Genomic DNA, 23,071 nt, shown 5'->3' with positions numbered 1-23,071 from the left:
ACGGGATGGGCGAGCGCGTCTACTTCGACATCACCGACATCGTCCGGTTTGCCGGCAGCCACGACCGCGTGGCCGGCATCCCGCGGGTGCACTTCAACCTGATCTCGCACCTGAGCCGTACGCACGGCGGCGAGGTCGTGCGCTGCATCTTCCACCATTCGGCCGCGCGGGGCATGGTCGAGTTCGATCCGTCGTCGCTGTTCGCGGACGACGAATTCGACGCCTCGACGCTGCTGCAGCGCCTGGGCCTGGAAGCGCCGCACCGCTACCTGCCGCGCGAGCGCACCATCAAGAACTACCTGCGCCGCTTCGACGGCAACAAGGCCTTGCGCGCCTGGAAGAAGCTCGACGTGCATGTGTCCGCACGCTGGTTGCCGCAGCGCCTGGCCGCGATGGGGCTGGCGAGGCCGGTGCAGGTCGCACCGCTCGCGCTGCACGAGGTGAAGGCGCTGCCGTCCGGTTCGCGCCAGGTGATCCTGAGCATCGACAACGCCGAGACGCTGCAACTGGCGCGCGAGCACCGTGCGCGCGGCGGCGACGTGGTGCAGATGGTCTACGACCTGATCCCGCAGACCTGCCAGGCGCTCTTCGCGCCGGAGCGCATCCGCGAGTTCACCGGCTGGCTGGACCAGATCGTCGCGCTGCGGCCGCGCGCGCTGTGCATCTCGGCGTGGACGGCGCGCGACCTGCGCGAGTACATCGGCAGCGATGCCGCGCACTGGGACATCGCCGTCGTGCCGCTCGCGCACGAACTCGACGGCTTCGAGCGCAATGCGCGGGTGCCGATGCCGGCCTCGGCCGAGGCGCGCCTGCCGTCGGCGCCTTTCGTGCTGTGCGTCGGCACGCTCGAGAATCGCAAGAACGGCGTCGGCCTGCTGCGCGCCTGGCAGCAGGTGATCGATCGGCTCGGCGAGCGCGCGCCCGACCTGGTGTTCGCCGGCCGCCACGGCTGGCACATCGAGGAATTCCTGTCGCTGATGAAGTCGCCGGGGCTCGCAGGCAAGGTGCGCATCGTCGAATCGCCGAGCGACCACGACCTGGCCTGGCTGTACGGCCACTGTCTGTTCACCGCCTACCCGAGCCTCTACGAAGGCTGGGGCCTGCCGGTGGGCGAGTCGGCCTGGTTCGGCAAGTACTGCGTCGCGTCGAAGGCGTCGTCGGTGCCGGAGGTGTGCGGCGACCTGATCGACTATGTCGATCCGCACGACCCGGCCGACATCGCCGCCAGGCTGCTCGCCGCGCTGGCCGACCCGGCTCTGGTCGCGCGCCGCGAGGCGGCGATCCGCGCCGCCGCGCTGCGCCGCTGGACCGATGTGGCCGACCACGTGTTCCGCTGCGTGGTCGGCACCGGTGCGGCGGCGGTGCTGGTGCCGACCGCCTCGCCGCGCGCCGCGTTGTCGTGATCGTCGAACGCATCCGCCGCTACGGCGAGGCCACGTGGCAGCCACCGTTCGACTGGCCCTTGCCCAGTTCGGCCGCGCAGTACGCCGCGAGCCATTCCCCCTGGCAGGCCGCGCGCCGCCGTGCGATGCGTGAGTTGAACCTCGCGCTGCACGGGCAGTCGGGCCTGCGGCGCGAGCGCATCGATCCGGCGGTGCACCGGCGCATCCTGTGGATCCACCAGGGCACGCCGCAGGTCGGCGATTCGCTGATGGACCTGGCGGCGCGGGTGCTGCTGCACCGGCGCGGCGCGCGGCTCGACCTGCTGACCGAAGCGCACCTGCTGCCGCTGTACCGCAGCGATGCGGTGTTCGCCAACGTCGCCTCGTCGGCGCGCGACCTGCCCGCCGGCGGCTACGACCTGGTGATGCTGCACAGCATGTCGTCGCGCTCGGTGCGCGACAAGCTGCAGCATTTCCGCCGCGTGCCGTTCGTGCACGTGCAGGGCTGCTACACCGGCCCGGAGTTCAACCGCACGCTGTTCGGCTTCTACCGGCTGGCCCAGCTGATGGGCTTGCCGGGCGCTGCGCTCGAGACGATGGCCCGTCCGACGATGCAGCCGTCGCATGCCGAGCATGACGCGATCGCCGCGCTGGCGATCCCGCCGGGCGCCATCGCCGTCGCGCTGGGCGGCGTGCGCGACTGGCGCACCTACACCCGCTGGACCGACGTGCTGCGGGGCCTGGCGGCGACCGGCCGGGTGCCGCATGTGGTGCTGGTCGGCGCCGACAACGGCCTCGCGATGCGCGACGCGATCGTCGCCGCCGAGATCGGCCTGCCGCTGATCGACCGCGTCGGGCGCCACAGCCTCGGCGAGGTGCAGGAGCTGATCGGCCGCTGCGCGCTCGCGCTGTGCGCCGACGGCGGGCTGCTGCACGTGGCCCACACCACCGACACGCCGGTGGTCGCGCTGTTCGCGGGCGAGATCCTGCCGGCCTTGCGCGTCACGTCGGCCAACCGCACGACCTGCCTGCACGGCCCGGTGCAGGTCGACGACATCGACCCCGACGCGGTGCTCGCCGCGGCGCTCGCCTGCCTCAACGCGGCGTCGCGCTGACGGTCGTGCCGAGCAGGCGCTGGTAGATCGCGAGGTAGGCCTCGGCCGCGCGGTCCCAGCGGAATTGCGCGGCATGTGCACGGATCGCCAGGCCTTCGCGCAGCAGGCGCGGCGTCTCGGTCTCGATGGTGCGGCGCATTGCCTGCGGCTCGAAGCTGTCGAAGTAGCCGGCGTGCGTGCCGCCGACCTCCGGCAGGCTGGTCAGTCGCGACAGGAACACCGGCTTGCCGAAGTGCATCGCCTCCAGCGGCGGCAGCCCGAAGCCTTCGGTCAGCGACGGGAACACGAAGGCCTGGCAGTGCGCGTACAGCCAGGTCTTCTGCGCATCGCTCACCTCCTGCACCACCGTCACGTTCGAGAGGCCGCGCTCGCGCACCTGCGCCGCCAGCCGGTCCGAATCACCGGTGCGCGGCCCGGCCAGCACCAGCGCCTGCTGCGGCCACAGTGCGGCCATGTCGACCAGGCTCTGCGGGTTCTTCGAGGCCGCCATGCGGCTCAGGTGCAGCAGGTAGCGGCCCGGCACGATGCCGGGCACGGCGTCCTGGGCATGGGTGTTCAGGTCGCGGGCGCCGTTCGGGATCACGCTGATCGGGCCGGTCCAGCCGAGGTGCCGGCGGATGTCGCCCTCGACGTGGTGCGTCAGCGTCGTCACCTCGTCGAACCGGCGCAGCCGGCGGCGCAGCTTGTCGAGCGCCTTGCGGGCCTGCGGCTCGCTGTCGTGGTAGACCGGGTTCAGGTCGTGGATGGTCAGCAGCGAACGCCGCGTGCCGAGCGGCGGGATGATGCGGCCGAGCTGGTTCAGCCCGTGCCAGACGTCGAAGCGCCGCCGGTGTTGCCAATTTCCTTGCCAGTGCCAGTAGCCCTGCAGCTTGCTCGTCGCGAGGTAGCCGACCTGGTCGCCGAAGCGGCCGTGCCAGCGGGCGGGCATGTGCAGGTGGAAGCGCACGCCGTGCTGTTCGCGCCAGGTCGGTGCGATGCGCGCGACGTGCTCGCAGATCTGCGTCGAAAACTCGCCGAGTCCGTCGCTCAGCGAATCGATCATGCCGAGGCTGATGCCGACGTGGCGGGCAGGCGTGGTCACGGGGACGTGATCAGGCGATAGTGCTTGCGGCTGAGATCCAGGCCCAGCAGCCGCTCGACCTTCATCGACCAACGGTGCTTGCGCTCGCGGCTGGTGAGCACGTGCGCCGGGTCGGGCGCGAAGTGCTGCTCGGCCTCGTCGCGCAGCCAGTCGGCCATCAGCGCCGGGTGCGTGCCGGTGTACGGCACCAGCGACTGCGGATCGATGTTGCCGTAGTGCACCGTCGGCGCGCCGTGCGACCAGTACTTGCTCACCTGGTCGAGCTTGGCCTGCATGTAGTCGGTGCGGCGCACGTGGCCGTAGTGGTAGATGTGGGCGTTCGCCAGCGCCGCGTTCGGGTGGCGGCCGCGGCGGTGCTTGTCCATCACGACCCAGAACTGGCCGTCGGGCGCGTAGCTGCGGATCGTGTTGCGGATCAGCCGGCATTCGCGCCGGTACCAGGCGGGGCTGGTCGCCAGCCAGTGCGGCGAGCCGTAGAAGTGCAGGTAGTCGAACACCAGCGCCTCGATGCGGCGGTCGGCGTGGTGGCGCTCGACCGATGCGCGGATCGCCGCCAGTTCGCCCTCGTGCAGCACCTCGTCGCCTTCGAGGTAAAAGGCCCAGTCGCCGGTGCAGGCGTACTGCGCGATCATCTTCTGCTGCGCGTAGACGAAGCCGCGCGATTCCATGCGCTCGTTCCAGACGGTGTCGATCAGCCGGATCTTCGGGTCGCCGATCGCCAGCAGCCGCGCGCGGGTGTCGTCCTCGCCGCGGCCGACCGCGATCACGAACTCGTCGACCAGCGGCAGCAGCGAGCGCACCGACGCTTCGAACGGGAAGCCGAGCTTGACGCCGTTGCGCAGGAACGTGAAGCCGCTGATGGAGGCCGGAACGGCGGCCGTCATAGCGTGTGCGCCGCCAGCCGCGCCACCTCGGCCGCGCTCCACTTCTTCTCCATCGGGATCAGGCGCGCGGCGTCGGCGAAGGCCGGCGGGCGCGCGCGCAGCGTCACGCGGATGTAGTGGTGCACGAACACGTCGAGCGCGATGTGCAGCGGGCGGATGTCGCCGACCTCGACCGCGCGCTTCTTGGCGCGCAGGAACAGGTCGGCATCGGCGGCCTGGATGCGCTCGTCCCACAGCCCGATGCGGTCGATCGCGCGCCGGTTCATCAGCACCGAATTGCCGACGTAGCCCTCGATCACCAGGCCTTCGAACTGCTCGGCGCGATGGCGGCAGAAGCGCTCCCAGTCGCCGTACATCCAGCGGTGCGACATGCCGAGCCAGGGCTGCTTCGCGCCGAAGAACCGCACCGGCAGCGAGGCCCGCTTCCAGCGCCGGCGCAGCGTGTGCGTGGCCTCGGGCGTCTCGACGCGCTCGATGCCGCACACCGTCAGCGCATCCAGCCCGTGCAGCTCGGCGTTGGCGACGAGGCGCGTGTCCCAGTCCGGCGGCACGACGATGTCGTTGTTCAGGAAGGCCAGCCAGTCGCCCTGCGCGGCCTTGATGCCCTGGTTCTGTGTGTACGGGTAGGAGAAGTTCTGCGCGTTGCGGATGACCTTGGCGCCGACCGATTCGAAGAACTCGGCCGAGCCGTCGGTCGACGCGTTGTCGATGATGATCAGCTCCGACGGCATGCGCGTGCAGCGCTGCAGGTGCTCGACGAACCAGCGGTTCATCTCCAGCTGGTTGTGCACGGCGGTGATGATGCTCAGTCGGGTCATCCTCGGGTCTCCGATGGCGCGGCGTGGGGGGTGCGGAACTGGAGTGAATGCAGGTGCGCGAACAGCCCGCCCTGGGCCAGCAGCTCGGCATGCGTGCCTTGTTCGACGACGCGGCCGGCCTCGAGCACCAGCACGCGGTCGGCGGCCTTGATGGTCGACAGCCGGTGCGCGATCACGAGGCTGGTGCGGCCCTTCATCAGCCGGTCGAGCGCCTCCTGCACCAGGCGCTCGGATTCGGAATCGAGGGCCGACGTCGCTTCGTCGAGGATCAGGATCGGCGCGTCCTTGTAGATCGCGCGTGCGATCGCGAGCCGTTGCCGCTGGCCGCCCGACAGCTGGTTGCCGTTGTGGCCGATCAGCGAGTCCAGCCCCTGCGGCATCTCCTCGACGAACTTCAGCAGGTTGGCCGCGCGCAGCGCCTCGCGCACGCGGGCGACATCGATGGTGCGAGCGTCGTCCGGCCCGGTGTCGCCCAGCGCCACGTTGGCCGCCACGGTGTCGTTGAACAGCACCACGTCCTGGCTCACCAGCGCGAACTGCCGGCGCAGCGCGGCGACGTTCCATTCGCGGACCGGCCGGTCGTCGAGCAGCAGCTCGCCCTCGGTCGGTTCCAGGAAGCGCGGCAGCAGGTTGACCAGCGTCGTCTTGCCGGCGCCCGACGGTCCGACCAGCGCGACCGTCTCGCCGATGTTCAGCCGCAGGTTCACGTCGGCCAGTGCCGGCGCGTGGTCGGTCTTGTAGCGCAGGCCGACGTGGCGCATCTCGATGCGGCCCTGGGCGCGCCCGGGGTCGTGGCTGCCGCCTTCCTCGACCGGTGCATCGGTGATCAGCGCGACGCCGCGTTCCAGCGCCGCCAGCCCGCGGGTGATCGGCCCGGCCACCTCCGACAGGTGCTTGATCGGCGCCAGCAGCATCAGCATGCTGGTGATGAAGGCCGCGAAGCTGCCGGCGGTGCTGCCGGCATGGGTGCTCTGCCACAGCGCCGCGACGATCACCGCCGACAGGCCGCAGGCGGCGATCATCTGGGTCACCGGCGTCATCGTCGCGGCGGCCATCGTCGACTTGATCGACAGCCGGCGCAGCGTGTCGCTGAGCGCGCGGAAGCGTCCGGCCTGGCCGGCCTCGGCGCCGTGCAGGCGCACGATGCGCCAGGCCAGCACGTTCTCCTCGACCACGTAGGCGAGCTGGTCGGTGGCGCGCTGGCCCTCGACCGTCAGGCGGTGCAGGCGCTTGCTGAGCTTGCGCATCACGAAGGCGACCGCCGGCACCAGCACGCCGACGAACAGCGTCAGCTGCCAGTTCACCCACAGCAGGTAGGCCAGCAGCGCGATCAGCGTGGCCGAATCGCGCACCAGCGTCATCACCGAGCCGACCAGCAGGCCGGCGCCGCTCTGCACCTCGTAGGTGAGGGTGTTGGTCAGGCTGCTGGCGGTGCTGTGGCTGAACAGCGTCGGCTGCACCGTCATCAGGCGCTGGAACATCGCGGTGCGCAGCGCCTGCGTGCCGCGGTTGGCCGACCAGGCCAGGCCGTACTGCGCGATCAGCCCGGCGACGCCGCGGATCAGGAACAGCCCGATGATCGCCACCGGCACCGTCCACAGCGGAATGCCGTCGGCGGTGAAGCCCTTGTCGAGCAGCGGCTTCATCAGCGCCGGGATCACCGGTTCGGTCAGCGCGCCGACGATCGAGCCGACGATCATCAGGACGAAGCCCTTGCCGCTGTCGGCGAAATAAGGGGCCAGGCGCTTCAGGCGCTCTTTCAGGGGCAGGGTGGGGGTGCTCATTCCGGGCGCATTATCGTTCGCCGGCACTGCCTACAATCCCGGCACCTCGCGCTGCACGCACCAACCGCCCTCCATGCCCGCTCCGAACCTGTCGGTCATCGTCATCACGCACAACGAAGGCCACCAGATCGCGGATTGCCTGAAGAGCGTCGCGTTCGCCGACGAATGGATCGTCGTCGACTCCGGCAGCACCGACGACACCCGCGAGCAGGCCGCCGCGCTCGGCGCCCGCGTGACCCGCACCGACGACTGGCCCGGCTTCGGCCGGCAGAAGAACCGGGCGCTCGAGCTCGCACAAGGGCACTGGGTGCTGAGCCTGGACGCCGACGAACGGGTCAGCGAGGCGCTCGCGGCGGCGATCCGGGCGGCGGTGGCGCCGGGCGCGGACGGCGCGGAAGGTCCGTCAGGCTACCAGTTGTCACGCCTGTCGCGTTTCTGCGGACAGTGGATGCGGCATGGCGACTGGTACCCTGACCGGGTCACGCGCCTGTTCCTGCGCGGGCGTGCCCGCTTCACCGACGACCTGGTGCACGAGCGGCTCGACGTGCAAGGCCCGGTCGGGCGCCTTCCCGGCGACCTGCTGCACGAGACCATGCCGACGCTGCACGACGCGCTGGACAAGATGAACCGCTACAGCAGCGGCCGCGCCGTCGACAAGGTGCGTGCCGGCCGCGGCGGCGGGCTGGGTACGGCGCTTGCCCATGGAGCGTGGGCGTTCTTCAGGGCCTACCTGCTGCGGCGGGGCTTCCTGGACGGGCGGCTGGGTTTCGTGCTGGCGGTCTACAACGCCGAAGGCACCTATTACCGATACCTGAAAATGGCGTTCGTGGACGCTGCTGGAACCAAGACCACAATTTGAGATCAGGACACTGGATGCTGAACCGACGTCAATTTTCCGCTGCCTCCGGCCTCGCCTTGTGCGGGCCGGCCACCGTCCCGGCTTTTGCGCAATTCCGCGTGGAGATCGCCGGGGTCGGCGCCACGCAGGTGCCGATCGCGATCGCCAAGTTCCGCGATGAAGACAAGACCACGCAGGCGCTGTCGGCCATCATCCGGGCCGACCTGGAGCGCGCCGGCGTGTTCCGCGGCATCGACAACAGCGTGGCGATCGACGAGACCGCGCAGCCGGTGATGGCCGAATGGCGTGGCCGCAGCGCCGACGCGCTGGTGGCCGGCTCGGTGACCCGCCTCTCCGACGGCCGCTTCGACGTGCGCTTCAAGCTCTGGGACATCGTCAAGGGCCAGGAGCTCGGCGGCCAGAGCAATGCGGTGCAGCCGGCCGACCTGCGGCTGGCCGCGCACCGCATCGCCGACTACGTCTACGAGAAGCTGACCGGCGACAAGGGCGTGTTCTCGACCCGCATCGCCTATGTCACCCGCACCGGCAGCCGCTATGCATTGCGCATCGCCGACGCCGACGGCGAAGGCGGCCAGGTCGCGCTGAACAGCCCCGAGCCGATCATCTCGCCGGCGTGGGCGCCGAACGGCCAGGAACTGGCGTATGTGTCGTTCGAGAAGCAGAAGGCCATCGTCTACGTGCAGAGCGTCGCCACCGGCGAGCGCCGCATGATCGCGAACTTCCGCGGCTCGAACAGCGCGCCGGCCTGGTCGCCCGACTCGCAGTCGCTGGCCCTCACGCTGAGCCGCGACGGCATCTCGCAGCTCTACCTGATGGGCCGCAACGGCGGCGAGCCGAAGCGCATCACCACCAGCCAGGCGATCGACACCGAACCGGTGTTCACGCCCGACGGCCGCACGCTGTACTTCGTCAGCGACCGCGGGGGCGGCCCGCAGGTGTACCGCACGGCGCTCGGCGGCGGCGCGGTCGAGCGCGTCACGTTCTCGGGCAACTACAACATCAGCCCGTCGCTCAGCCCGGACGGCCGCAACCTCGCCTACATTTCCCGCCAGGGCAACGCCTTCCGGCTGTACCTGATGGACCTGACCAACCCGGGCGCGACGCCGCTGGCCCTCAGCGACACCAGCGACGACGAAAGCCCGAGTTTTGCGCCGAACGGCCGGCTGATCATCTACGCCTCGCGCGCGCAAGGGCGCGACGTGCTGATGACCACCACGCTGGACGGCAAGATCAAGGCGAAGCTGGTGTCGACAGCCGCCGATGTCCGCGAGCCCATGTGGGGCCCGTACGGCCGCTAGAAAAACGGCCGACGCATTCTTTCTCGACAACAACACGACCAGGAGTTTCAACACCATGAAAGCAACACGTTTCACCCTTCTCGCTGCTCTGACTTCCGCCGTCCTGGCGGGCTGTGCTTCCGGCGTCAAGCTCGACGACAAGCAGGCCCCGGTCGAGAACCGCTCGACCGGCACCAGCTCGTCGAACAGCGGCGCCAACAACGCCGGCACCTCGCAATCGCAGGTCGCGAGCGTCGACCTGACGAAGAACGCGCCGGCACCGGCCAGCAGCGTCATCTACTTCGACTACGACAGCTACGTCGTGAAGGACGAGTTCCGCCCGACGGTCGAGGCGCAGGCGAAGAACCTGTCGGCCAACAAGTCGAAGAAGATCGCCGTCGAAGGCCACACCGACGAACGCGGCGGCCGCGAGTACAACCTGGCGCTCGGCCAGAAGCGCGCCGAAGCGGTCGTCAAGTCGCTCGAGCTGCTGGGCGTGTCGCAGACGCAGGTCGAGGCCGTCAGCTTCGGCAAGGAGCGTCCGGCGGTGCAGGGCAGCGACGAAGCGGCGTGGGCCAAGAACCGCCGCGCTGAATTCGCCACCAAGTGATCGTGAGGCCGGGCATGCAATCGATTCTTCGCGGACGGTTCGGCGGCGCCTGGTGGGCGCCGCTGCTGGCGGTTGTCGCCCTGGTGGCGGCGCCGGCCGCGCACGCCGGGCTGTTCGACGACGACGAGGCGCGCCGGGCCATCCTCGACCTGCGCGGCAAGCTCGAAGAAAGCAACAAGCAGCAGGCGCAGCGCCAGGCCGAGATGAACGCGCAGCTGCTCGAAGAAATCGGCAAGCTGAAGCGCAGCCTGCTCGACCTGAACACGCAGATCGAGCTGATGCGCAGCGATGCGGCCAAGCTGGTCGGCCAGAACGAGCAGCTCACGCGCGACGTGTCCGAGCTGCAGCGCCGGCAGAAGGACATCGCGCAGGGCGTGGACGACCGCATCCGCAAGCTCGAACCGCAGAAGGTCACGATGGACGACAAGGAGTTCCTCGTCGATCCTGAAGAGAAGAAGCAGTTCGACGATGCGATGGCCGTGATGCGCAAGGGCGATTTCCCCGGCGCGGCATCGGCCTTCGTCGCGTTCCGCCAGCGCTACCCGGCCAGCGGCTACAACGACGTGGCGCTGTTCTGGCTCGGCAATGCGCAGTACGGCAAGCGCGAGTACCGCGAGGCCACCGCGTCGTTCCGCGAGTTGCTGAAGGTCGCGCCGCAGAGCCCGCGCGCGCCCGAGGCGCTGCTGTCGATCGCGAACTGCCAGCTCGAGCTGAAGGACGCGAAAGGCGCGAAGCGCACGCTCGATGACCTGCTGAAGACGTATCCGAAATCCGAGGCGGCCGAGGCTGCCAAGGAGCGGTTGGCGTCGATGAAGTGACAGTGAGTCTGCCGTGAACGCCGTCAACGACTTGCCTGTGCTCGATCTGCTCGCGCTCGATCCGCTGGAGCCCGACCTGGAGCGCCGCTTCGGCGGCCTGCGCCGCCTGTACGGCGACGCCGGCTACCAGCGGCTGCGCGCGTTGCGCGTCGCGGTGGTGGGGCTCGGGGGCGTCGGCTCCTGGACGGCCGAGGCGCTCGCGCGCAGCGGTGTTGCGTCGCTGGTGCTGATCGACATGGACCACGTGTCCGAGTCGAACATCAACCGCCAGGTGCAGGCGACCGGCGCGACGCTCGGCCAGGCGAAGGGCGAGGCCTTGCGCGAGCGCATCGCCGACATCCACCCCGGCTGCGAGGTGCGGCTGGTCGACGATTTCGTCACCGCCGAGAACTGGCCCGCGCTGCTGCCGGGCCCGGTCGATGCGGTGATCGACGCCTGCGACCAGGTGCAGGCCAAGCTCGCGCTGGCGCAGTGGGCGATCGCGACGCGCACGCCGCTGGTGATGGCGGGTGCCGCCGGCGGCAAGCGCCGACCGCAGGCGGTGGAGGTCGACGACCTCGCGAACGTCACGCACGACCCCTTGCTCGCGTCGCTGAGGCAGCGCCTGCGCAAGCACCACGGAGCAGCCCGCAGCGGCGCGATCGGCGTGCGCTGCGTGTTCTCGCGCGAGGCGGTGGTGATGCCGGCCGCCGATGGCGATGCCTGTGGTGTCGACACCACCGCGACCGACGGCAGCCTGAACTGCCACGGCTACGGCTCGACCGTGGTCGTCACCGCAACTTTTGGACTGGTGCTGGCGTCTGAAGCGCTCGAAATCGGGCTACAATCAGGGCTCCGCTGAGTTGAGGCAGTGCTCGTGAAAGATGTTCAAACATCGCACGAGCGTGATTCAAGGATGACCCTGCGAGGCATGCTATAGTCATGGGCTTGCTGGGTTGTTAGCTCAGTTGGTAGAGCAGCGGACTTTTAATCCGTTGGTCGCAGGTTCAAGTCCTGCACAGCCCACCAGTTTTGGTCAGTTTCAGTCAGAGGGCTCCTAGCTCAGTTGGTAGAGCAGCGGACTCTTAATCCGTTGGTCGACAGTTCGAATCTGTCGGGGCCCACCAACACAAGAAACCCCGGAGAGCGTCGATGCTCTCCGGGGTTTTTCTTTTGCCCGCCAGGCGCTTCCAGCCGGTCGGCAGCGGCATCCTCCCGGATCACCTGCGCGTCCAGCGTGCCCTGCACAGCGCGGCCAGTTCGATCGCGCCCCACAGCAGGCTGCTCGCGACCGCGACGCCGATCTGCCATGCGAGTCCCGGCCGCACCGGGAACCTGCGGATGATGCCGTTCATCGGCGTCTCCTGAGTTGACGATGCGGCACCGTAGCAAGCCTGCATGACGGTTTGATGGCAGACCGCGCACGCCGCCCGCGTTATCCTCCGCCGGCACCGCGAGCCCGGCATTCCTTGCAAACACCGACCGAACTGATCGAACTGCAGCGCCTGATCGACGAGGGCGGCTCGCACCTGAGCGCGCGGGTGCTGTGCGAGGTCGACGCGGGCGCGGGCGACGGCGCCCCGTGCCTGCCGGTGATCTCGGTGGCGCTCGGCAACCCGGCGCCCGACATCCCCGCGGTCGGCTTCTTCGGCGGCGTGCACGGGCTGGAGCGCATCGGCTCGGCGGTCGTGATGGCGCACCTGCGCAGCCTGGTGATGCGGCTGCGCTGGGACGAGTCGCTGCACCGCCAGCTCGACGGCGTGCGCATGGTCTTCATGCCGGTCGTCAACCCCGGCGGCATTGCGCGCGGTACGCGGGCCAATCCGCAAGGCGTCGACCTGATGCGCAACGCACCGGTCGATGCGCAGGACCGCGTGCCCTTCCTGCTCGGCGGCCAGCGCCTCAGTGCATCACTGCCGTGGTACCGCGGCCCGGCCGGCGCGCCGATGCAGCCCGAGAGCGCCGCGCTGTGCCAGGTGGTCGAAGAAGAACTGCTCGCGCGGCCGTTCAGCCTCGCGGTCGATTGCCACTCGGGCTTCGGGCTGCGCGACCGGCTGTGGTTTCCGTATGCCCACACGCGCGCGCCGATGGCTCACCTGCCCGAGATGGACGCGCTGCACGGCATCTTCCAGCAGTCGCATCCGAACAACCGCTATGTGTTCGAGCCGCAGAGCCGCCAGTACCTCGCGCACGGCGACCTGTGGGACCACCTCTACCAGCGCGCGTCGGCCTTGCCGCAGCGCCTGCTGCTGCCGCTGACGCTGGAGATGGGCTCGTGGCTGTGGGTCAAGAAGAATCCGCGCCAGCTGTTCTCGCGCCACGGCATCTTCAACCCGCTGATCGCGCACCGTCAGCAGCGCGTGCTGCGCCAGCACATGGCGCTGCTCGATTTCCTCGCGCGCGCTGCGGCGAGCTGGAAGCGCTGGCTGCCGTCGCCCGACTCGCGCGAGCGCCACGGGCAGCTCGCGCTGCAGCGCTGGTACGGCGCCGTCGCGCCGCCGTAGCGCGCCGGCAACAGCCTCGCCCTGAGGGGAATCAACCCCCTCGAATGCGCGATGTCGCAACAAAGTGTGCGTCCGTAAAGTGGGCCATCCGCCAACGATGGGGCCCCTGAATGGACACCAGCTACCTTCCTGCCTTCGACCAGGCGATGCAGTTCCTGTACGAGAAGCACGGCAATGCCCTCAGCGAGGACCTCGTGCAGGCCTATTGCGTGCAGGGCCTGCTCAGTGAAGCCGACGGCGTTCTGACGCTGACCGACCGCGGCCGTGCGATGTTGCGCAAAGCGCCTGTTGCTCGGCAGCTACGTCAGTTACAGCTCTGAAATATCGAGCTTTCTTCCTACACGCAAACCGACAGCGCGCGAATACGCTGAAAACCATGTCGGACCTGCACCAAAGCCTTCGCCACATGGGACTGCCCCAGCTGCTGCTGGCGCTGATCTTCCTCTGCAGCTATGGCGTGGCACTGGGCGGGATGCTCGGCGCCACCGGCCGCTGGCGGGCCGCGGGGGTCGCCGCAACGTCGGCGATCACGTTCGGCTTCTTTACCGACCCGTGGGAGCACGCGGTGATGATGGTGGCGTTCGCGGTGATCGGCTTCGGGCTCTTCCTCGCACTGGCCTGGTTGCTGGCGCGGGCGCCCGAATGGTTCTTGCGCGGCGAGCCTGTCGCGATCGAGACACCGGCGGTCGTGCGCGAGATCGAGGCCGACGCCGACTTGCCTGCGCGCACGCCGGTCGCCACGGCCCCACGCCGTCCGCGCCTGGGGCTCTGACGCACAATCTCCGGCGTCGGCGATGCTTGCCGCGGCGCCTAGGACAGATCGGGATTTCGTCCTACACCGTGCCCCAAGCCCCCGCCGTAGCATGACTTCGGGGTTGGGCCGCTGGTAATGCTCCTCCGAATTCGGCGGTCCCTTGGCGGTCAGTGCATGCACTGGCCGCCTCTTCTATGCAGGAGCGACATGATGGTGAAGATCACGCGGATGGCCGGGCTGTGCGGCTCGCTGGTGCTGCTGGCCGCAGCGGGGTGCGCATCGACCACCCGCCTCGATTCTCAATGGAGCGATCCGGCCGCGGCACCCACGTCGCTGCAAGGCGCCAAGGTGCTGGTGGTGTGCGATGCCGACGAGGCGCCGCTGCGCCAGATCTGCCAGGACCAGATGCGCTCCGAGGTCACCGCGCGCGGCGCGACGGCGGTGGCCTTCGACGACGCCGACCGCAACATCGCCGGCACTGCCGCCAGTGCTTCCAAGCCCACCGGCGAGTACGTCGCCATCGCCCGCGAGCGCGGCGCCACCGCGGTGCTGCGCACGCGGGCGATGACCTCGTTGTCGCGCCCCGACAGCGGCGTGAGCCTCGGCTTCGGGCTCGGCACCTTCGGCTCCGGCGTCGGGCTCGGTGTCGGCATGTCGACGCCAGTGGGCGGCGGGGGCAATGCAACGGTCGGGTATGCGGCCGAGACCAGCATCACCGACGTGCGCAGCGGCAAGCTGCTGTGGACGGGCCGCGCGACCACCGCGCCGTCGAAGGAAGTCAACAAGCAGATGGCCGAACTGGCGACCGCGTTGTTGGCGGGCGCGCAAAAGGCTGGCTGGTTCTGAAGCTGGGGTTCGATGTGAGGATTCGTTTCGCATGGCTGCTGGCAGTGGTGCTCGCCGGCTGCGCCGGCTACGACCCTGGCGGCCTGACCCCGGGGGCGACAGTGAGCGCGATCACCGAGCGCATGGGTCCGCCGACCGGCGAGTACCCGTTGCCCGGCGGCGGCAAGCGGCTCGAGTACGCGCGCGGTCCGTTCGGCAAGCACACCTACATGCTCGACCTCGATGCGCAGGGCCGCTTGAGAGGCTGGCAGCAGGTGCTGACCGAGGCGCGCTTCAATGCGGTGATGGTCGGCACGCCGGGCGAGCAGATCCTGTTCGAGTTCGGCCATCCAGCGCAGCAGCAGCACATCGGCCGGCAGCACCTGACGGTGTGGTCGTACCGCTACTGGACGCCGTTCTGCCAGTGGTTCCAGGTCAGCGTCGGCGATGATGGCAAGGTGGTCGAGACCGGGTACGGCATCGACCCGATGTGCGACTACAACGACCACGACAGCGACAGCCGGACATGAGCCTGACTCCCGCGATTTCTCTTCATGGCATCCCGAACTGCGACACCGTCAAGAAGGCCCGCCAGTGGCTGGCCGGGCAGGGCGCCGAGGTGCAGTTCCGCGACTTCAAGAAAGAGGGCGTGCCGGATGCGCTGATCGACGGCTGGCTGCAGCAGGTCGACTGGGAGACGCTGCTCAATCGCAAGGGCAACACGTGGCGCGGGCTCGATGACGCGACCAAGGCCGGCGTGACCGATGCGGCCTCGGCGCGTGCGGTGATGCAGGCGCAGCCCAGCACGATCAAGCGACCGGTGGTGCGCTGGCCAGACGGTCACGTGACTGTCGGGTTCTCAGAGCAAGTATTCGCGCAAGCGCTCAAGGCCGGTTGAACCCGGATTGGCATCCGGGCTACGAGGCTCGTTGCCGGGGATCAACCCTCACTTTCGGCTTGTCACCCCCCAAAGTAGCAGTGCGGTGCCCGAAGGCGCGTGGGGGGAGGCTGTGGAGCGCCAATCAGGGCGGGTCGCCGGAGCTGGCTGGTTTGATGGCCCCGCGCGCAGCGCGATCGTGAACTGACTGTCGCCGACTGTTTGACCACAACGAACGAAGTGAGTGGCGGGAGTTTCGGCGACGGGCCATGAAACCAGTCAGCGGAGGGAAGTCTTCGCCCCGAGAGGGGCGAAGACCGACCCGACCGGCGCGCCACGGCCTCCCCCCGCGCGCCTTCGCCAAGCTCAAGCGATCAAGCCGCCAGCAGTTGCCTCAGCACGAATGGAAGAATCCCTCCGTGCTTGTAGTAATCCACCTCGATCGGCGTATCGATCCGCAGCGTCAGCTTCACGTCGTGCGTGGTGCCGTCCACCCGCTTGATCACCAGCGTGGCCTCTTGCTGCGGCTTCAGGTCGGCGCCCAGCAGCACGTCGAAGGTCTCGTCGCCGGTGATGCCCAGCGACTGCCATGAGTCGGTGCCGCGGAACTGCAGCGGCAGCACGCCCATGCCCACCAGGTTGGACCGGTGGATGCGCTCGTAGCTGCGCGCCACCACCGCCTTGATGCCCAGCAACTGCGTGCCCTTGGCCGCCCAGTCGCGCGACGAACCGGTGCCGTACTCCTCGCCGGCGAACACCATGGTCGGCGTGTTCTGCGCCATGTACTTCATCGCCGCGTCGTAGATGAACATCTTCTCGTTGCCCGGCTGGAAGCGCGTCACGCCGCCTTCCTCGCGGCTGCCGTCGGCCTCGGCCGGGATCATCAGGTTCTTGATCCGCACGTTGGCGAAGGTGCCGCGCACCATCACGTCGTGGTTGCCGCGGCGCGAGCCGTAGCTGTTGAAGTCGGCCTTCAGCACGCCGTTCTCCTTCAGCCACTTGCCGGCCGGCGAGGCCTCCTTGATCGAGCCGGCCGGCGAGATGTGGTCGGTGGTGATCGAGTCGCCGAACAGCGCCATCGCGCGCGCGCCCTTGACGCCCGCATCGGCCAGCGCCGGCGTCATGTGGAAATCGTCGAAGAACGGCGGCTTCGCGATGTAGGTGCTGTGCGGCCAGGTGTAGGTCTCGCCCTTCACGCCCTTGATCTTCTCCCACAGCTTGCCGGGCTTGCGGTCGATCTTCTCGTAGTTGTCGCGGTAGGCATCGGCGTTCATCGCGAACTTCATCAGCTTGGCGATCTCGTCGGCGCTCGGCCAGATGTCGCCCAGGTAGATGTCGCGCCCGCCCTTGCCCTTGCCCACCGGCTCGGTCATCAGGTCGCGCGTCGCGTTGCCGGCGATCGCGTAGGCCACCACCAGCGGCGGCGACGCCAGGAAATTCGCCTTCAGGTTCGGATGGATGCGCGCCTCGAAGTTGCGATTGCCCGACAGCACCGCGGCGCACACCAGGTCGTTCTTCGTGATCAGCTCGTTCAGCTCGGGCGTCAGGTCGCCGGCATTGCCGATGCAGGTGGTGCAGCCGTAGCCGGCCAGGTTGAAGCCGAGCTTGTCGAGGTAGGGCGTGAGGCCGGTCTTCTCAAGGTATTCGGTGACGATGCGCGAGCCGGGCGCGAGCGAGGTCTTGATGTGCTTGGCCACCGTCAGGCCGGCTTCCACCGCCTTCTTGGCCAGCAGCCCGGCGGCCAGCAGCACGGCCGGGTTCGAGGTGTTGGTGCACGAGGTGATCGCGGCGATCAGCACGTCGCCGTTGCGCACTTCCAGGCCGTCTTTGGTCGTGAACACCTGGTGCAGCTTCTCGGCCGGCTGGTTGAAGCCGTTGGCCGAGGTCGGCTTGCTGAACAGCTCGGTGAACTCGCTCTTCATCTTGCCGAGCTCGATGCGGTCCTGCGGGCGCTTCGGGCCGGCCAGCGACGGCGTCACCGTCGACAGGTCGAGCGAGACCTCCTTCGAGAAGTGGATGTCGCCCGACTTCGGCACGCCGAACATGCCCTGCGCCTTGAAGTAGCTCTCGAACGCATCGATCTCGGCCTTGGTGCGGCCGGTGCCCTTGAAGTACTCGATGGTCTTGCCGTCGACCGGGAAGAAGCCCATCGTCGCGCCGTACTCGGGTGCCATGTTGGCGATGGTCGCGCGGTCGGGCAGCGACAGCGTGCTGGTGCCTTCGCCGAAGAACTCGACGAACTTGCCGACCACCTTCTCGCGGCGCAGCAGCTCGGTGACGGTGAGCACCAGGTCGGTGGCCGTCACGCCTTCGCGCAGCTGGCCGGTGAGTTCCAGGCCGACCACGTCGGGCGTCAGGAAGTAGACCGGCTGGCCGAGCATGCCGGCCTCGGCCTCGATGCCGCCGACACCCCAGCCGACCACGCCGATGCCGTTGATCATCGTCGTGTGGCTGTCGGTGCCGACCAGCGAATCGGGGTAGTAGATGCCGTCCTTCTGGTGCACGCCGCGCGCCAGGTATTCGAGGTTCACCTGGTGCACGATGCCGAAGCCGGGCGGCACGACGCCGAAGGTGTCGAAGGCCTGCATGCCCCATTTCATGAACTCGTAGCGCTCGTTGTTGCGCTGGAACTCGAGCTTCATGTTCAGGTCGAGCGCGTTCTTCGTGCCGTAGTAGTCGACCATCACCGAATGGTCGACGACCAGGTCGACCGGCACCAGCGGCTCGATGGTCTTCGGGTTCTTGCCCATCGCCGCGGCGACGCTGCGCATCGCGGCCAGGTCGGCCAGCAGCGGCACGCCGGTGAAATCCTGCAGCACGACGCGGGCGACGACGAACGGGATCTCGTCGACGCGCTCGGCCGTCGGCTGCCAGTCGGCGAGCTGGGCGACGTGCTCCGCCGTGACCTTCTTGCCGTCGCAGTTGCGCAGCACCGACTCGAGCACGATGCGGATCGAGATCGGCAGCTGGTTGACGTTGGGGTGGGTCTTGGCCAGTTCCGGCAGCGAGAAATACTGCCCGGCCTTGCCCGAACCGGTCTTCAGCGTCTTCAGCGTGTTCGAGAAGGCGTGGTCGGGGGCGGACTTCCGGGGGGACTTCTTGGTGGACTTGTCGTCTTGGGCCATGGGCAGCTCTCCGTAAGGGGTCATCGCAAGGGTCGGGTCGAACGATTGTGCCCCCGGGCGCTGCAAGAACCGTGACACGGCTCACGAAAACCCCATGCCCTCGCTCCCTAGGGAGAGCCCGGCGCCGACCGGCCAGCGGGGGCACGGCGCGAAGTGAGCGGTATTCCTGCGCTTATTGCCCTGACCGGCCGGGGCCGGCCCTGCCCACAATGGGGCGAACCGATATCCTCCGGCCCCAACGCACGCCCCACGCATGGACAACCGCCCCGCCTCGCCCACCGCCGCCGCGACCCCCGCCGAGGTGGAGCGCGAAATCGCGCATGCCCGTTCCGGCGGGATGCAGCTCAACGAGCTGCTCGACCGCGCCCAGCAGCTCGCCCAGCGCGGCCTGGCCGAGGCCTCGGCGCAGCTCTACGAAAACTGGATCGCCCACACCGAATCGCCGTGGCGCCACGTCGCCTGCTTCAACTGGGGCACCGTGCTCGGGCTGCTGAACCGCCATGCCGAGGCCGAGCAGGCCTACCGCCGGGCGCTGGCCTTCCATGCCGATTTCCCGCAGGCGCGCCTGAACCTGGGCCACCAGCTGGAGCACCTCGGCCGCCCCGAAGAGGCGTTGGCCGAATGGCGCGCCGTCGTCGACATCACCGAATCGAACCCACAGGGCCTGAAAGAGATCCGGCTGCATGCGCTGAACAACCTGGCGCGGCTGCTGGAAATGCAGCGCCGCTTCGCCGAATCCGAAGCCAGCCTGGTGAAGAGCCTCGAACTGAAGGCCGACCAGTCCGACGTGCTGCAGCACTACGTGCACATCCGCCAGAAGCAGTGCGAATGGCCGGTCTACCAGGCGGTGGGCGAGGTCACGCCGAACCAGCTGATGGTAGGCACCTCGCCGCTGGCCACGCTCGGCCTGAGCGACGACCCTGCCGTGCAGCTGATGGCCGCCCAGCGCTTCGTGCACACCCGCGTGCCGAAGCCGCCGGCCGTGCCGGTGCATGCCGGCCGCCCGCCGCGCACCGGCCGCATCAGGGTCGGCTACCTGTCGGGCGACCTGTGCATGCACGCGGTCGGGCTGCTGACGGCCGAACTGCTGGAGCTGCACGACCGCAGCCGCTTCGAGGTGCACGGCTTCTGCTGGTCGCGCGAAGACGGCACGCCGCTGCGCGCCCGCCTGCGCAAATCCATGGACGTCTTCGTGCCGCTCGGCGGCGTCGACGACGCGACCGCCGCCCAGCTGATCGCGCAGCACGGCATCGACGTGCTGGTCGACCTGCAGGGCATCACCAACGGCGCGCGGCCGGCCATCCTCGGCCACCGCCCGGCGCCGGTGCAGGTCAGCTACCTCGGCCTGCCGGCCACCTCCGGCCTGCCGGGCGTCGACTGGATCCTGGCCGACCGCTTCGTGATGCCGCCCGAGCTGCTGCCCTACATGACCGAGAAGCCGCTGTACGTGCCGCACTGCTACCAGGTCAGCGACCGCCAGCGCGAGAGCGGCGCGGTGCCGACGCGCGCGCAGTACGGGCTGCCGGAAGACGCGTTCGTGTTCTGCTCGTTCAACAACAACCACAAGTTCACCGAGCCGGTGTTCGCCAGCTGGATGCGCATGCTGCAGCAGGTGCCGCGCAGCGTGCTGTGGCTGCTGGCCGACAACGAATGGTCGCAAGAGAACATGCTGCGCCAGGCCGATGCGTTCGGCATCGCGCGCGAGCGGCTGATCTTCGCGCCGCGGGTGATGCCGGCCGACTACCTGGCGCGCTTCCCGCTGGCCGACCTGTTCCTCGACACCTTCCCGTACAACGCCGGCACGACCGCGAGCGACGCGCTGTGGATGGGCCTGCCGATCCTCACCTGCGCCGGCCGCACCTACATCGCGCGCATGGCCGGCAGCTTGCTGTCCGCCGTCGGCCTGCCCGACCTGATCACGAACTCGATCGACGACTACGAGCGCCTGGGCGTGCAGCTGGGCCACAACCCGGCGCGCATCGCGTCGTACAAGCGCTACCTGGCCGAGCACGGCCGACAGTCGAAGCTGTTCGACGTGCCGGGCCTCGTGCGCGATATCGAGACCGAGTTCGAGCGGCTCGCGTTGCAGCACCGCGGCTGAACCCGAGCATTCCTGACCCATGGACCGGCAAGAGCCTTTCATCGAACCCGGAGCCAGCGGCGCTGCCGCTGCGCCGCCGGACGATGCCTTGCTGCAGTCCATCGTCTGGCTGACGCGCCACCACGGCCGCGAGCGCTCGGCGGCGTCGCTGCTGGCCGGCATGCCGCTGGCCGGCGCGCTCGGGCCTGACCAGGCGGTGCGCGCGATGCGCGAGGCCGGCTTCAATGCCGGGCTGGTGCAGCGCAAGATTTCCGAGATCCACGCGCTGCTGCTGCCGGCCGTGCTGCTGCTGCGCAACGGCGACGCCTGCATCGTCGTCAAGCGCCTCTCGGCCGACTCGTACGACGTGGTGATGCCGGGCCCCGAATCGCACACCTGCAAGGCGAGCGAGGCCGAGCTGGCGGGCGAATACACCGGCATCGCGTTCGTCGCGTCGCCCAAGGTGCAGGCGCCGAACGCCGAGCACAACGAGGCGCTGCGCGACCCGAACAGCCACTGGCTGTGGGGCACGATGCGCCGCTTTCTGCCGTACTACCGCTCGGCGCTGCTGGCGGCGCTGCTCAGCAACGTGCTGATGATGGTGACCGGCATCGTCACCTCGGTGGTCTACGACAAGGTGATCCCGCACCAGGCCTTCGTCACGCTGTGGGCGCTGGCCACCGGCGCGGCGCTGGCGCTGGTGTTCGACCTGGTCGCGCGCCAATTGCGTACCCACCTGATCGACGCGGCCGGCAAGAAGGCCGACCTGATCATCGGCTCGCTGCTGTTCCGCCAGACGCTGGGCGTGCGCATGGAGCACCGCCCGGCCTCGGCCGGCTCGTACGCGCACCACCTGGCGCAGATCGAGCTGGTGCGCGATTTCTTTGCCGGTGCGACGCTGTCGGCCGTCAGCGACCTGCCGTTCATCGCGCTGTTCGTCGCGATGGTCTTCATCATCGGCGGGCCGCTCGGCTGGGTGATCGTGCTCGCGATCCCGCTGATCCTCGGCATGGCCTGGGCGATCCAGAGTTCGCTGCGCCGCTCGATGGCCGCCAACATGCATTTCCAGGCCGACCTGCAGGGCGTGCTGGTCGAGGCGGTCGAAGGGCTGGAAGACCTGAAGGCGGCCGGCGCGCAAGGCCAGTTCCTGCGCCGCTATGAAGATGCCACCGCGGCCGCGGCCGAATCGTCGCTGCGCGCGCGGGCGCTGTCGGGCCTCACCAACAACATCTCGGCCGCCGCGCAGCAAGCCATCACGCTGGTGATGCTGGTGTGGGGCGTGTACCTGATCAAGGAGGGCGCGGTCAGCGGCGGGGCGCTGATCGGCGCGGTGATGTTCGCCGGCCGCGCGATCGCGCCGCTGGGCAGCGTGGTCAGCCTCGCGACGCGCTACCAGGGCGCACGCGCCGCGATGGCCGCGCTCGACCAGATGATGTCGCTGCCGGTGGAGCGCGAGAGCGGCAAGACCTACATCGCGAACCACCGCATCACCGGCAAGCTGGGCCTGCACGAGCTGAACTTCGCGTACCCGGCGACGGGAGGCGACGGCGCGGCGCCGAAGGTGCTGAAGGGCATCAACCTGAAGTTCGAGCCGGGCGAGCGCGTCGTGATCCTCGGGCGCATCGGCAGCGGCAAGTCGACGATCCTGCGGCTGCTGGCGGGGCTCTACCAGCCGACCGAGGGCATGGTCGAGGTCGATGGCATCGACCTGCGGCAGATCGATCCGGCCGACTTCCGCGCGAAGGTCGGCTTCGTGTCGCAGGAGCCGCGGCTCTTCAACGGCACGCTGCGCGAGAACGTGATGCTCGGCCGCGCGACGGTCGACCCGGCACGGCTGGCCGAGGTGGCCCGCGTGACCGGGCTCGACCGCGTGGTCGCGTCGCACCCGCAGGGCTGGGAGCTGTCGGTCGGCGAGATGGGCGGGCTGCTGTCGGGCGGGCAGCGGCAATTGGTCGCGCTGGCGCGCTGCCTCGCGACGCAGCCGCAGATCTTGCTGATGGACGAGCCGACCAGTTCGATGGACGCGCAATCGGAAGTGATGTTCCTGCGCCAGCTGAATGAAGCGGCGGGCAAGCGCACGCTGATCATGGTGACGCACCGCCCGGCGGTGCTGGAACTGGCGCAGCGGGTGATCGTGGTCGACGGCGGCAAGGTCGTGCTCGACGGGCCGAAGGCACAGGTACTGGCGGCGCTGTCGGGCGCGAAGCCGGCGGCGACGGCGACGCCGGAGGGCAACGGGCCGAGCAACCTGCATCTGCATCCGGCCTCGCAGCCCGTTCAGCGTGAGGCGGCGGTCTGA

The 23,071-nt window shown here is 69.1% G+C and carries 21 protein-coding genes and 2 tRNA genes; 17 read left to right on the top strand and 6 right to left on the bottom strand.

The annotated features are described in order from the left end of the window. Positions 1 to 5 precede the first annotated feature (5 nt). Together ACXJLU_RS17390 and ACXJLU_RS17385 are read left to right on the top strand one after the other, a co-directional pair. The gene (locus tag ACXJLU_RS17390; protein WP_457333039.1) at positions 6 to 1,403 is read left to right on the top strand and encodes a glycosyltransferase family 4 protein; all 1,398 of its coding nucleotides are present in this window, start codon (positions 6 to 8) and stop codon (positions 1,401 to 1,403) included. Next, positions 1,400 to 2,497 (top strand): glycosyltransferase family 9 protein, encoded by a 1,098-nt coding sequence (locus ACXJLU_RS17385; RefSeq protein ID WP_457333037.1) that lies wholly within the window; start codon positions 1,400 to 1,402, stop codon positions 2,495 to 2,497. Before ACXJLU_RS17390 ends, ACXJLU_RS17385 begins: the two co-directional genes overlap by 4 nt. Here the strand turns inward: ACXJLU_RS17385 and ACXJLU_RS17380 are convergent. From ACXJLU_RS17380 to msbA, 4 genes are read right to left on the bottom strand one after another with little or no spacing between them, the layout of a single operon-like run. Next, complete coding sequence (locus tag ACXJLU_RS17380; protein WP_457333035.1) at positions 2,478 to 3,578, bottom strand: glycosyltransferase family 4 protein; 1,101 nt, start codon at positions 3,576 to 3,578, stop codon at positions 2,478 to 2,480. The genes ACXJLU_RS17385 and ACXJLU_RS17380 overlap by 20 nt on opposite strands. Continuing rightward, the gene (locus ACXJLU_RS17375; RefSeq protein ID WP_457333033.1) at positions 3,575 to 4,462 is read right to left on the bottom strand and encodes a glycosyltransferase; all 888 of its coding nucleotides are present in this window, start codon (positions 4,460 to 4,462) and stop codon (positions 3,575 to 3,577) included. Before ACXJLU_RS17375 ends, ACXJLU_RS17380 begins: the two co-directional genes overlap by 4 nt. Then, positions 4,459 to 5,280, bottom strand: a complete 822-nt coding sequence (locus tag ACXJLU_RS17370; protein ID WP_457333031.1) for a glycosyltransferase family 2 protein — start codon at positions 5,278 to 5,280, stop codon at positions 4,459 to 4,461. The genes ACXJLU_RS17375 and ACXJLU_RS17370 overlap by 4 nt, the downstream gene beginning before the upstream one ends. Beyond that, positions 5,277 to 7,064, bottom strand: a complete 1,788-nt coding sequence (gene msbA / locus ACXJLU_RS17365; protein ID WP_457333029.1) for a lipid A export permease/ATP-binding protein MsbA — start codon at positions 7,062 to 7,064, stop codon at positions 5,277 to 5,279. The genes ACXJLU_RS17370 and msbA overlap by 4 nt, the downstream gene beginning before the upstream one ends. 73 nt (positions 7,065 to 7,137) lie before the next feature. Between msbA and ACXJLU_RS17360 the strand changes: the two genes are divergently transcribed. The 7 genes from ACXJLU_RS17360 (at position 7,138) to ACXJLU_RS17330 (ending at position 11,734) form a co-directional block, all read left to right on the top strand. Further along, positions 7,138 to 7,923, top strand: coding sequence for a glycosyltransferase family 2 protein (locus ACXJLU_RS17360; protein WP_457333027.1), 786 nt, complete (start codon positions 7,138 to 7,140; stop codon positions 7,921 to 7,923). 14 nt (positions 7,924 to 7,937) lie between these two features. Next, positions 7,938 to 9,221 (top strand): Tol-Pal system beta propeller repeat protein TolB, encoded by a 1,284-nt coding sequence (gene tolB, locus ACXJLU_RS17355; protein WP_457333026.1) that lies wholly within the window; start codon positions 7,938 to 7,940, stop codon positions 9,219 to 9,221. A gap of 55 nt (positions 9,222 to 9,276) precedes the next feature. Beyond that, a complete protein-coding gene (gene pal / locus ACXJLU_RS17350; protein WP_073467132.1) occupies positions 9,277 to 9,810 on the top strand; it encodes a peptidoglycan-associated lipoprotein Pal in 534 nt (177 codons plus the stop codon). A gap of 14 nt (positions 9,811 to 9,824) precedes the next feature. Next, on the top strand, positions 9,825 to 10,628 hold the full coding sequence (ybgF, locus tag ACXJLU_RS17345; RefSeq protein WP_073467131.1) for a tol-pal system protein YbgF: 804 nt from the start codon (positions 9,825 to 9,827) through the stop codon (positions 10,626 to 10,628). A gap of 13 nt (positions 10,629 to 10,641) precedes the next feature. After that, positions 10,642 to 11,469, top strand: coding sequence for a tRNA threonylcarbamoyladenosine dehydratase (locus ACXJLU_RS17340; RefSeq protein ID WP_457333023.1), 828 nt, complete (start codon positions 10,642 to 10,644; stop codon positions 11,467 to 11,469). A 91-nt stretch (positions 11,470 to 11,560) separates the two neighbouring features. Then, positions 11,561 to 11,636, top strand: a tRNA-Lys gene (locus ACXJLU_RS17335). 22 nt (positions 11,637 to 11,658) lie between these two features. Then, positions 11,659 to 11,734: transfer RNA gene (locus ACXJLU_RS17330), tRNA-Lys, on the top strand. A gap of 93 nt (positions 11,735 to 11,827) precedes the next feature. Here ACXJLU_RS17330 and ACXJLU_RS17325 read toward each other — a convergent pair. Further along, complete coding sequence (locus ACXJLU_RS17325) at positions 11,828 to 11,962, bottom strand: hypothetical protein (protein WP_255376875.1); 135 nt, start codon at positions 11,960 to 11,962, stop codon at positions 11,828 to 11,830. A gap of 114 nt (positions 11,963 to 12,076) precedes the next feature. Here ACXJLU_RS17325 and ACXJLU_RS17320 point away from each other — a divergent pair, with 114 nt between their 5' ends. From ACXJLU_RS17320 to ACXJLU_RS17295, 6 genes are all read left to right on the top strand, one after another. Next, complete coding sequence (locus tag ACXJLU_RS17320; RefSeq protein WP_457333021.1) at positions 12,077 to 13,111, top strand: M14 family zinc carboxypeptidase; 1,035 nt, start codon at positions 12,077 to 12,079, stop codon at positions 13,109 to 13,111. A 110-nt stretch (positions 13,112 to 13,221) separates the two neighbouring features. Continuing rightward, positions 13,222 to 13,431, top strand: a complete 210-nt coding sequence (locus ACXJLU_RS17315) for a hypothetical protein (protein ID WP_073467129.1) — start codon at positions 13,222 to 13,224, stop codon at positions 13,429 to 13,431. Positions 13,432 to 13,517: 86 nt separating this feature from the next. Beyond that, entirely contained in the window at positions 13,518 to 13,883 is a 366-nt protein-coding gene (locus tag ACXJLU_RS17310; protein ID WP_457333019.1) for a hypothetical protein, read from the top strand. Between the two features lie 192 nt (positions 13,884 to 14,075). Next, positions 14,076 to 14,711, top strand: coding sequence for a hypothetical protein (locus tag ACXJLU_RS17305; protein WP_457333016.1), 636 nt, complete (start codon positions 14,076 to 14,078; stop codon positions 14,709 to 14,711). A gap of 14 nt (positions 14,712 to 14,725) precedes the next feature. Continuing rightward, on the top strand, positions 14,726 to 15,220 hold the full coding sequence (locus ACXJLU_RS17300) for a hypothetical protein (protein ID WP_457333015.1): 495 nt from the start codon (positions 14,726 to 14,728) through the stop codon (positions 15,218 to 15,220). Then, positions 15,217 to 15,588, top strand: coding sequence for an arsenate reductase (locus ACXJLU_RS17295; protein ID WP_457333013.1), 372 nt, complete (start codon positions 15,217 to 15,219; stop codon positions 15,586 to 15,588). The genes ACXJLU_RS17300 and ACXJLU_RS17295 overlap by 4 nt, the downstream gene beginning before the upstream one ends. 353 nt (positions 15,589 to 15,941) lie before the next feature. Here ACXJLU_RS17295 and acnA read toward each other — a convergent pair whose 3' ends face one another. Then, positions 15,942 to 18,692, bottom strand: a complete 2,751-nt coding sequence (acnA, locus tag ACXJLU_RS17290; protein WP_457333011.1) for an aconitate hydratase AcnA — start codon at positions 18,690 to 18,692, stop codon at positions 15,942 to 15,944. Positions 18,693 to 18,945: 253 nt separating this feature from the next. Here acnA and ACXJLU_RS17285 point away from each other — a divergent pair, with 253 nt between their 5' ends. Beyond that, positions 18,946 to 20,793 (top strand): O-linked N-acetylglucosamine transferase, SPINDLY family protein, encoded by a 1,848-nt coding sequence (locus ACXJLU_RS17285; RefSeq protein WP_457333009.1) that lies wholly within the window; start codon positions 18,946 to 18,948, stop codon positions 20,791 to 20,793. A 19-nt stretch (positions 20,794 to 20,812) separates the two neighbouring features. Then, complete coding sequence (locus tag ACXJLU_RS17280) at positions 20,813 to 23,071, top strand: type I secretion system permease/ATPase (RefSeq protein ID WP_457333007.1); 2,259 nt, start codon at positions 20,813 to 20,815, stop codon at positions 23,069 to 23,071.

Source organism: Rhizobacter sp. P5_C2, from assembly GCF_054049715.1.
Note: the sequence above shows the minus strand (reverse complement) of the source record. Positions and strands in the feature narration are given on the sequence as shown.

Coding starts and splice junctions, on each gene's coding strand:
- ACXJLU_RS17285 (WP_457333009.1), top strand. CDS start 18,946: ATGGACAACCGCCCCGCCTCGCCCACCGCCGCCGCGACCCCCGCCGAG.
- ACXJLU_RS17315 (WP_073467129.1), top strand. CDS start 13,222: ATGGACACCAGCTACCTTCCTGCCTTCGACCAGGCGATGCAGTTCCTG.
- ACXJLU_RS17310 (WP_457333019.1), top strand. CDS start 13,518: ATGGGACTGCCCCAGCTGCTGCTGGCGCTGATCTTCCTCTGCAGCTAT.
- pal (WP_073467132.1), top strand. CDS start 9,277: ATGAAAGCAACACGTTTCACCCTTCTCGCTGCTCTGACTTCCGCCGTC.
- ybgF (WP_073467131.1), top strand. CDS start 9,825: ATGCAATCGATTCTTCGCGGACGGTTCGGCGGCGCCTGGTGGGCGCCG.
- ACXJLU_RS17360 (WP_457333027.1), top strand. CDS start 7,138: ATGCCCGCTCCGAACCTGTCGGTCATCGTCATCACGCACAACGAAGGC.
- ACXJLU_RS17375 (WP_457333033.1), bottom strand. CDS start 4,462: ATGACGGCCGCCGTTCCGGCCTCCATCAGCGGCTTCACGTTCCTGCGC.
- ACXJLU_RS17280 (WP_457333007.1), top strand. CDS start 20,813: ATGGACCGGCAAGAGCCTTTCATCGAACCCGGAGCCAGCGGCGCTGCC.
- ACXJLU_RS17370 (WP_457333031.1), bottom strand. CDS start 5,280: ATGACCCGACTGAGCATCATCACCGCCGTGCACAACCAGCTGGAGATG.
- ACXJLU_RS17295 (WP_457333013.1), top strand. CDS start 15,217: ATGAGCCTGACTCCCGCGATTTCTCTTCATGGCATCCCGAACTGCGAC.
- msbA (WP_457333029.1), bottom strand. CDS start 7,064: ATGAGCACCCCCACCCTGCCCCTGAAAGAGCGCCTGAAGCGCCTGGCC.
- acnA (WP_457333011.1), bottom strand. CDS start 18,692: ATGGCCCAAGACGACAAGTCCACCAAGAAGTCCCCCCGGAAGTCCGCC.
- ACXJLU_RS17390 (WP_457333039.1), top strand. CDS start 6: ATGGGCGAGCGCGTCTACTTCGACATCACCGACATCGTCCGGTTTGCC.
- ACXJLU_RS17325 (WP_255376875.1), bottom strand. CDS start 11,962: ATGAACGGCATCATCCGCAGGTTCCCGGTGCGGCCGGGACTCGCATGG.
- ACXJLU_RS17305 (WP_457333016.1), top strand. CDS start 14,076: ATGGTGAAGATCACGCGGATGGCCGGGCTGTGCGGCTCGCTGGTGCTG.
- tolB (WP_457333026.1), top strand. CDS start 7,938: ATGCTGAACCGACGTCAATTTTCCGCTGCCTCCGGCCTCGCCTTGTGC.